The organism is Microcoleus sp. T3_A4 (genome assembly GCF_036700465.1).
Lineage (GTDB): Bacteria > Cyanobacteriota > Cyanobacteriia > Cyanobacteriales > Microcoleaceae > Microcoleus.
Genome location: NZ_JAUBOY010000042.1, coordinates 62,718 through 68,952, shown reverse-complemented (window position 1 = coordinate 68,952; position 6,235 = coordinate 62,718). Strand labels below are relative to the sequence as shown.

Annotated in this window: 4 protein-coding genes; 1 reads left to right on the top strand and 3 read right to left on the bottom strand. The window is 45.1% G+C overall.

Translation table 11 applies throughout. The features are described from left to right. Positions 1-386: 386 nt before the first annotated feature. The 3 genes from QUA07_RS22215 to QUA07_RS22205 all read right to left on the bottom strand — a co-directional run bounded on the left by QUA07_RS22215 (position 387) and on the right by QUA07_RS22205 (position 5,812). Positions 387-3,041: a C39 family peptidase gene (locus QUA07_RS22215; protein ID WP_333329309.1), complete on the bottom strand. Its 2,655-nt coding sequence runs from the start codon at positions 3,039-3,041 to the stop codon at positions 387-389. A 566-nt stretch (positions 3,042-3,607) separates the two neighbouring features. Continuing rightward, the gene (locus QUA07_RS22210) at positions 3,608-4,048 is read right to left on the bottom strand and encodes a peroxiredoxin (RefSeq protein WP_333329306.1); all 441 of its coding nucleotides are present in this window, start codon (positions 4,046-4,048) and stop codon (positions 3,608-3,610) included. Positions 4,049-4,336: 288 nt separating this feature from the next. Further along, on the bottom strand, positions 4,337-5,812 hold the full coding sequence (locus tag QUA07_RS22205; protein ID WP_333329303.1) for a catalase: 1,476 nt from the start codon (positions 5,810-5,812) through the stop codon (positions 4,337-4,339). 231 nt (positions 5,813-6,043) lie between these two features. Between QUA07_RS22205 and QUA07_RS22200 the strand changes: the two genes are divergently transcribed. Further along, the gene (locus QUA07_RS22200; protein WP_333329300.1) at positions 6,044-6,235 is read left to right on the top strand and encodes a hypothetical protein; all 192 of its coding nucleotides are present in this window, start codon (positions 6,044-6,046) and stop codon (positions 6,233-6,235) included.

Genomic DNA, 6,235 nt, shown 5'->3' with positions numbered 1-6,235 from the left:
TTGCACTCACTTTTTTCACTTCTCTATTTTATTGCGATCGCATTCCTCTTTAAAAACTGTCCGGAGTATTGTTAAATCAGGTGGCTATTTGAGAACTTGAGTGAGTTCTCATCGACGTTTGATTATACCTCTCCCATAATTAGGTTTTTGTGCAGATGGGACAAGGCGTAACGCAATGAAAATAGTTAAAATTATTAAGTAATCTTGCGGGCGATCGAGACTGCGATACAAACGATATATCTAATAGAGGTAGGGACACGGCAATGCCGTGTCCCTACGGGGATATTGATAGTACCTATAAATCTGCAATCTGCTGTAAATTGACACAAATGCACTGCCAGCCCTAGCCGGATCGACTGTCGCAATCTCGATCGCACCTAAAAAGCTTATGGATAGATAAAATGCGCCCACACATTCCCATCAGGCCCAGCAACTTGATTGACGTAACTGTAGGGATACATCAACTTTCTCCCCTCAGTATCGCTGTAACCAGTGAGTGCATCTCCCCAAGGATCTTGCACTATATAACCCTGAGAATTGTAGCCAATTACAGTAAGAATGTGACCGGCCGCAGTAAAATCTCCAGCTAAAACTACTGGCCGCCGATTCAGCAATTCCGATCGCACCTGGGCCCACGTGCGAGTCGTACTAAAACTCGTCTTAAACCCGTAGGCCTGAATCAGCGCCGAAAGCACACTGTGATCGGTTTGAGAACCCTGGCCGGCATAGTCGAAACACCACTGCAACAACTCATCCTCCAACTGTCCGCCCCACTGAGAACGAAGGCCATAATAATAAAGCACCATGGCGATCGAAGTTACGTTGCAAGTAGACCAGTCAAAACGCGGATTGTCCCGCTGCGAAAAATACGGCACGTTCAATTCCACATTGTTCGGAACCGGATCGAAAATTTTATCTCCCCGCTTGAACTGAACAAAACTAGGAAAAACATAACCTGTATTGCCCAAATTCGGCAGTTCTTCAGTCAGAGAAACTTTCAGGTGAGATCCTTCCGCACCGTAGCTGTTCACGCCGTAAACTCGACCTAAAGGCAGCGTAGCTTTCTCGGTACTGCTCAGGCTAGCAGCATCTACTGGCCGTTTTTTAAACACAGTTGCTTGCAGAATAGTCATCGTCAAAGCATCCGGGTCAAAGGGAACTTCTTTGCCGTCTTTTTTAATTTTAACGTCCTGCCAATAAATAAATCCGATATTGCCGAAACCGGGAATTGATTCGGCTAGAGTTACTCGGAAATGCCCCAAAATGCAGGCATAACCAGTAATGGCATAGGTAGTGCCTAAAAGTAGGTCAGCAATTTGATCGGCAGGCAGTTTCGATGAATCTTCGGGTTTAGCTTTAATCTGAGTTGTTTGAGTTACCAACAGTTGAGCGCTGACGTTACTATTGGGTACGTCAGCCAGGTCAAATCTTAGGATTTGAGTACCTTTGGCAAGCTGAACGTCGGGTTCATAAAAATAGCCAAAAGTGCCGACAGGCCAAATTGCTGAATCCACAACCACCTTGAGATGCCCGTCAATAAATCCGTATTTGCTAACGGCCAACGTCTGGCCTGCTTTGACAAAAACTTTTTGCTGATTGTTGAGCCGGGAAGAATCAAGGGGAGCTACCTTAAACAATGTGTCAGAAAGTATCTTTAAGGTCAAACCTCGTCCGACAGTTAGCGGATCGGAAGTTACGGCAATGTAAATTATTTGGCTGCCAGTAACGTTGCCTTTGCTGTCAGTTGCCCGCAACCTGAGCCACCGAGCTCCCGCTACGCTAAATCCTTTAGACAAATTAACTTGCCAAGTGCTGGTCTCTTGGTTTAGCGTGACGCTGAGGGGCAATGTATCCTCAGCTATCACCTCAATTTTTGCTGCTTGTTGCCGATCATAAGTACCCCGAAGGACGATGGGCTGATTTACTAAAACTTCTGACGGCCCTTGATAACTTAAATTCACAGCGGGATTGAAAGATTTGCCACCCCGACTGAATTGCACAAAATCGGGATAAATGAAACCCGTATTGCCAAATTGCGGCAAATTCTCGGTCAGCGAGACTTTAATGTGGCTTTGTTCGATCAAGAATCCGGCAATTCCGTAAATCATTCCCGCCGGCAAGGTAATTTTTTCTTGGGGTGGCAGGCTAGCGGCATTTATCGGCCGCTTTTTAAACACAGTCGTTTTGATTACAGTCATCGTAACCGCATTTCTATCATACTCAATTCCCTTGCCGTCTCGCAAAATTTGGACGTGCAGCCAGTACAGAAATCCCGAAGTTCCTAAGTTAGGAACTGCTGCAGCAAAAGCGACTCGGAAATGGTTTTCCACGCAAGCGTAGCCAAGAATATTGAAAGTTTCTCCCGCGTTAAATTGTAATTTCTGAGTTTGTCCTAAAGTTCCAGAATCTGCAGGGGTGAACTTTAACCAGGTCTTTTTTATCACCCACAGTAACTGCATTCCAGGCGGCGGAACCGGCAACTCGGCGCGATCGAATATGAGAATTTTTGCGCCTTTGGTGATGAGTACGTGTTTTTCGTAGAAAAAGCCGGACTTTCCCACCGGGTAAATTGGATTATTTAGTTGAACATTCAGATGTCCGTCTTCTAACTCGTAGTCGCTAACTTGATAAATTTTCCCTGCTGGTATGTCCGCTTTTTGCAGCTCGTTGAGATTGCTCGCGGGTAGTGTTCCGGCTTTGAATTTGGTATCTGTGAGAGTAATTAAAGTGAAAAATTGAGCGGGTGACACAGAAGCAGGATTAACTTTGATGTTAATTGTTTGTTGGCCGATAACTTTGCCGGTCTTATCAGTTGCCCTCACCTGCACTGTGCGAGTTCCTGTGCTATCGAATCCTTTTTCTAAACTGATGTTCCAAATGCCTCTAGAGAGATTTATCCCTACATTCAGGGCATTTGAGCCTTCTGTTGCTGAAATCGCTGCCACTAGATTTTTGTCAAAAGTGCCAACTAAGACAGCGGCTCTATTGACCTCAATTTCTCGCGGGCCTAAGTAACTTAAAATAATGTTGCTGTTTGTCATTATCTATCCCCCTACCTACTTAATTATTCAGCTAAAGCAAGGATAACTTCTGATTTTATTAAACACAATGACCTGAACCAGGACAAAATCGCCCCTAGATTTAGCCTACGGGCGGTTAATGCCTTTTCCAGCATAAGTTTTTAATTATTGGCGGGAGTTGCCCCACAAATCTCACTTTAGGCGTAGAATAAGCACCTTAACCGAATATATGCCTGTTTAAGCGGATTTGTGGTGTAAGTTTTGAGGGAAAGAATTTAGTTTGAGTAAGTTGCTTCCCCCTGTACCTTTGACCCCTCATATCAAATCCGTTAGCATCGGAATAGTAAATTCGAGTTGACTGTTGACTGTTGACGGTTGACTGTTGACGCCGTGAACAGTCAACCGTCAACAGTCAACATCATGTATGAGTGTAACCGGAAATGATATCACTGGCTGAGTCAGGACTTACAAAAAAAACCCGGTTCCTAGGAGAAGATTGCCTATAGCAACGAGGCATCTTAGGAAGGAACCGGGTTTTTAGCCGTTTGGTGCGTGCAGGAGTGTTAGTGCGATCGGCTAAACTTCGACTAAACTATGGTGACGAGAATATCTTGAGCATGAGTGTCAACTTTCATGGTGTCGCCCTCATAAACTTGAATGATTTTGCCGGTGCCGTCGATGACGAAAGTAACGCGCTTGGCATAATCGCCTTTCTCGACATCGTAAGCTTTGGTAATCGTGCCATCAACATCTGCTAATAGCTGGAAAGGCAAACCGTATTTCTCTGTGAACTTTTGGTGCGATTCCTCGTTGTCGCGGCTGACACCGAGAACTACTATATCTTTGCCTTTGTATTCTTCATGGGCTGCTTTGAAGCTTTGGGCTTGTCTTGTGCAGCCGGGGGTGTCATCTTTGGGGTAGAAATACAGGATTACGGTTTTACCGGCAAATTCGGAGAGGGATACTGTTTTGCCGTTCGTGTCTTTGGCGGTAAATTGAGGCGCCGCGCACCCAACTGGTAATGTCATAGTTTGGTTTCCCTTGTTTGGTTTTTATTGCACTTCCTCAAGTTATTTTACTTGGTTCTGTGCCTTTTCAAGAGACCATTGCTAAAAATCGCGATCGCCCCTTACTTAATGACGTTAAGCTTGACTGCATTTAATTTGCACCTAGGACGCGACCTAAAATGGTTCACCTCAGCCATAGTTTCAATAGACATTTCTAAAAAAAGCAAATTAAGGGCAGGCCGGATGCCTACCCACAAGAATTATTCGATATGTCTAATTGAATATTCGCGGGTTCTAGACACCAACCGATTAAGCAGCACCGGGTATCATAGACGGATCGATCGCAATTCCTAAACCTTCTGCGACTTGGCGGCCGTAATTCGGATCGGCGCGGAAAAAATGGCACAGTTGGCGCATCTGAATCTCCGGTTTTGCTGCACTCAAACTTTCCACAATGTTAGCTATAAGCCGCTGCTGTGCGTCGGGTTTCATCAAGCGATAAAGGTCTCCTGCTTGGGTGTAATCGTCATTGCCCTTACGGTGATCGTAGCGATCGACTTTGACATTTCCTAAGTCCCAAGCTGGGTCAGCATAAACACAGTTTTGCTTCGGCGCATCCTCGTGGCTGTTGGGTTCGTAGTTCGGCCCGCTACCACCGTTGTTACCCGGTGCCATTGCGCCATCCCGTTGATAGTGCATCACCGGACACTTTGGTTGATTGACAGGCAATTGCTGATAGTTTGCACCGAGACGGTAGCGTTGAGCATCTGGATAAGACATGATGCGAGATTGCAGCACTTTATCTGGAGAGAAACTAATACCTGGAACGACATTAGAAGGAGAAAATGCCGCCTGTTCTACCTCAGCAAAAAAGTTTTGTGGATTGCGATTGAGTTCCAGAATTCCCACATCAATTAACGGAAACTCAGAGTGCTTCCACACTTTCGTCAAGTCAAAGGGGTTTTCGCGATACTCTGCCGCCTGGGCTTCGGTCATTACTTGAATGCAAAACCGCCACTTGGGATAATTACCTTGGTCGATCGCCTCAAACAAGTCGCGAGTGGCATGATCGGGGTCTTTGCCTTTGATCTGCGTCGCTTCTTCGGCGGTGAAATTATCAATACCTTGCATGGTTTTGAAGTGGAATTTGCACCAAACCCGTTCTCCTTGAGCATTGATGAGGCTGAACGTATGGCTGCCAAAACCGTCCATGTGGCGGTGGTTTTTCGGCGTACCGCGATCGGAAAACAGAATAGTTATCTGATGCAAAGCTTCTGGACTCAGGGACCAGAAATCCCACTTGGCGTCAGGATCTTTGAGATGCGTTTGGGGATGGCGCTTTTGGGTGTGGATCAAATCAGGGAATTTGAGGGGATCGCGAATGAAGAAAACAGGCGTGTTGTTGCCTACTAAATCCCAGTTTCCTTCTTCGGTGTAGAACTTGATCGAAAAACCTCTGGGGTCACGTTCGGCATCTGCTGAACCTTGTTCGCCGCCTACGGTAGAGAAACGGAGGAGAACCTGAGTTTCTTTGCCAACTTCTGAGAATAGCTGAGCTTTGGTGTAGCGAGTAATGTCATGGGTGACGGTAAACGTGCCAAATGCAGCGGCTCCTTTTGCATGGACAACGCGTTCAGGAATGCGTTCCCGGTTGAAGTGAGCCAGTTTTTCCATCAGGTAAAAATCCTGCATGAGGATAGGCCCGCGTTCACCTGCTGTCAAGGAATTCTGGTTATCTGCAACCGGAATTCCGCTAGCGGTTGTCAATGTTTTGTCTTCTGTCATAGTAGGTAAATTGATTGCTGCATCCTAACTATTGTATAGCTTGCTGGGAAGGAGGTCTATCTGCGGAGGTAATTCTCTGATGGTCAATTTTTTGTTAAATTATTAGTGTGTTTGCAAAATTTGCTGATTCAATTAATACTAATTTACCAATATAATATAATTATTTTCTACACGGAAATTATCACAAAAAGTGCTGATTAGTGGGTTTATTTGTGTTTCAAAAATGGCTTGGTGGGACCAGGCAATACTCCAGAAAAATATATTGATAAACTCAAAGAAGCTATTGAGTCATTTTCCGAAGTCTATGAATTAGAGTCTGATGTTTGTCTCAGGATTCTTTCTATTAATGAATTACACGAAGTTCTGAATTTAGAAGATCCCGAAGCCTCAGACACTTATGAATCCAGGAAAGTTTATGCCTAA